The organism is Caballeronia sp. (assembly GCF_028292365.1).
Classification (GTDB): Bacteria; Pseudomonadota; Gammaproteobacteria; order Burkholderiales; family Burkholderiaceae; genus Caballeronia.
This window is the reverse complement of sequence record NZ_JAQGMM010000677.1, coordinates 1-2,771: the sequence shown is the minus strand read 5'-3', so window position 1 is coordinate 2,771 and position 2,771 is coordinate 1. Positions and strand designations below refer to the sequence as shown.

Sequence of the window (2,771 nt, the reverse complement as noted above, 5' to 3'; positions counted from 1 at the left end):
GAGCCTCGACACGAACGTGGTCCGGCTGGCCGCGGAAACGTCGCTCATAGGAACCACTCCAGACGGTTGCGCACCCTGAACAGCCCCCACGCGCCGATCGAAACAGCGAGCAGAAGAATCACACCCTGGAACAGCGGCTGCCACAGCGCATCGACGTTGAACACGAACAGCAGGTCGCCGATAGAGCGGAACGCGAATGCGCCGAAGATCGCGCCTATCGCGCTGCCCTTGCCGCCGAGCAGTGACACGCCGCCGATCACCACGGCGGCGATCGAAAACAGCGTATACGAGTTGGCGCTGCCGAGGCTCGCTTCTCCCGTGTCCGTGAAGAACGTCAGAAACAAGCCGCCGATCGCGGCGAGCAGGCCGGCGAGCGTATAGCTCGCGAACTTCGCGCGGCGGATCGGCATGCCGGACAGGAAGGCCGCGGATTCGGACGAGCCGGTCGCGTACGCCGCGCGCCCGACCACCGAACGTTTGAAAGGAATCCAGACAATCGCCACAGCCGCGAGCAGAATAAGCAAGCTCGCCGGCACGACGCCGGCGACCTTACCGGTCAATGCGTCGGCGAGGTCCTCGTTGATCGATCCGCCGGGAACCGGGCGCAGCAGCAGCGCCAGGCCATAATAGATGGCGCCCGTTGCGATCGTCGTCACGATCGGTTGCAGACGGCCGTAAATGATGATGATGCCGTTGAGCGCGCCGCACAGCGCGCCGGTCGCAAGCACGCCAACGATGCCGAGCGCGCTGTGCAGCGCGTCGCCCGTCACGATCCACGATCCAACGCAATTAGTCAGCACGAGCGTCATGCCGATCGACAGGTCGATGCCGGCTGTCAGCACGACGAGCGCCTGGCCCATCGATACCAGCGCGAGCAGTACCGCCTTGTTCGCCGCCGTCTGAAACACGTTCGCCGACAAGGTCGACGGATAGTTGAAGAGGTAGATCGCGAACATCAGCACGAATAGGCCGAACGCGAACGTCGTCCCGCGATTTTCGGCATACCAGTAACGCAGCCCGCTCATAACGCGACTCCCAGGGAAGGAGAGACCTGTCCGACGGGCAGGTCCAGTGCACTTGCAATCAGGTTTTGCTCGGTGATCTCCGACCCGACAAGTTCCTTCTTGATCCGGCCTTCGTATAGCACGAGCACGCGGTCGCAGCAGCCGATCAGCTCGTCATAGTCGGTCGAATAGAAAAGGATCGCGGCGCCTTCGTCGGCGAGGCGCCTCAGCAACTGGTAGATCTCCTGCTTGGTGCCGACGTCGATGCCGCACGTCGGGTCGCTGAGGAGCAGGATTCTCGGCTGGCGGATCATCCACTTCGCGATGACTAACTTCTGCTGGTTGCCACCCGACAGCGAGCCCACGGGCGCGTCGACGCTGAACGACTTGATTGCGAGGAGTTCCATCATCCGGTCGACGAACGACTGCTGGCGGTCGCGATCGATCACGCCTGCGGTGGACATGCGATCGAGCGCGGCAAACGACAAGTTCTCGCGTACCGACATCGGCAGCATCAGGCCTTCGGTCTTGCGGTCCTCCGGAATTAGCGCCATACCGATTTCGTTGGCGCGCGCGACCACGGGGCTCGCGATCGACACGGCCTTGCCGTCGATCTCGATCTTGCCCGCGCAGCCGCGCAACACGCCGAACAACGCGAGCAGCAGTTCGCGCTGGCCTTGCCCGTCGAGGCCGCCCAGCCCGAGGATTTCACCGGGCTTCAACGAAAAGCTGACGCCCTGCAGCGTGTCGTTCCATGCGAGATCAAGACAGGCGAGAACCGGTTCGGCGGCGAGGCGGCGCCCGGGCTTGTCCGCGGGTTTGTCCGGGAAGGCGTGCTGGTACTTCCGGCCGATCATCATTTCGACAACCTCATTGTCGGTGCGCGTGCCCGCCTCGAAGCTCATCACATGACGACCGTTCCGGTAGACCGTGCATTCGTCCGCGAGCGCCTTCACCTCGTGCATCCGGTGCGAGATGAAGAGCAGCGCGAGTCCCTCTTCGCGCAGGCGTTTGAGCACCTCGATGACGCGCGCCACGTCGGCCGCGGTCAGCGCCGACGTGGCCTCGTCGAGGATCAGGATGCGCGGCTCGCGCGCAAGCCCCTTCGCGAGCTCGACCATCTGCTGGCGCGACAGCGGCAAGTCCCGGACTTTTGCAAGCGGATTGATGTCGGCCGCGCCCGCGCGGGCGAGCGCGGCCTCGGCTTGGCGGCGCTGGGCCTGGCGGTCGATCATGCCGAAGCGTAGCGGGGGGTTCGAAGCGAAGATGTTATCCGCCACGCTCAAATCAGGGATAAGCGACAGCTCCTGATACACACAGACGATGCCGGCCGCGTTCGCCTCGGCGGGCGACGCGAACGAGACTTGGTGACCGTCGAGGTGCATCGTCCCCTCGTCCGGCTGCACGACACCGGACATCACCTTCAGCAGCGTGGACTTCCCCGCGCCGTTCTCGCCGAGGATCGCGTGGATGCGGCCGCTCCGCACCGTCAGGTCCGCGTGATCCAGCGCAATTGCGCCGCCGTAGCTTTTCGACACGCCGGACATCTGAAAGAACGACTGCTTTTCGTCCTGCCGCATGCTTCGTCTCCTGTCGATCGGAGTTAGCGCTTTAGCGCCTACTCCGATCCCATGCAAGTGCGGTCGATCGGAGTTAGCGCTTTAGCGCCTACTCCGATCCCATGCAGTTGCCGTCATGTCGCCGGCCACCCGATCACTGATTGCCCTGGTCCTGCTTCATGATTTCCTGCGCGGAGAAATTGATGCC

2 protein-coding genes are annotated in these 2,771 nt (G+C 63.9%); both read right to left on the bottom strand.

All coding sequences use genetic code 11. The features are described 5' to 3' along the window. Positions 1-44: 44 nt before the first annotated feature. On the bottom strand, positions 45-1,025 hold the full coding sequence (locus JWR14_RS38420) for an ABC transporter permease (RefSeq protein ID WP_299720070.1): 981 nt from the start codon (positions 1,023-1,025) through the stop codon (positions 45-47). Then, on the bottom strand, positions 1,022-2,584 hold the full coding sequence (locus JWR14_RS38415; RefSeq protein ID WP_299720067.1) for a sugar ABC transporter ATP-binding protein: 1,563 nt from the start codon (positions 2,582-2,584) through the stop codon (positions 1,022-1,024). Before JWR14_RS38415 ends, JWR14_RS38420 begins: the two co-directional genes overlap by 4 nt. Between the last annotated feature and the right edge of the window lie 187 nt (positions 2,585-2,771).

Excerpts from the sequence above, each read along its gene's own strand:
- JWR14_RS38420 (WP_299720070.1), bottom strand. The coding sequence starts at position 1,025 with ATGAGCGGGCTGCGTTACTGGTATGCCGAAAATCGCGGGACGACGTTC.
- JWR14_RS38415 (WP_299720067.1), bottom strand. The coding sequence starts at position 2,584 with ATGCGGCAGGACGAAAAGCAGTCGTTCTTTCAGATGTCCGGCGTGTCG.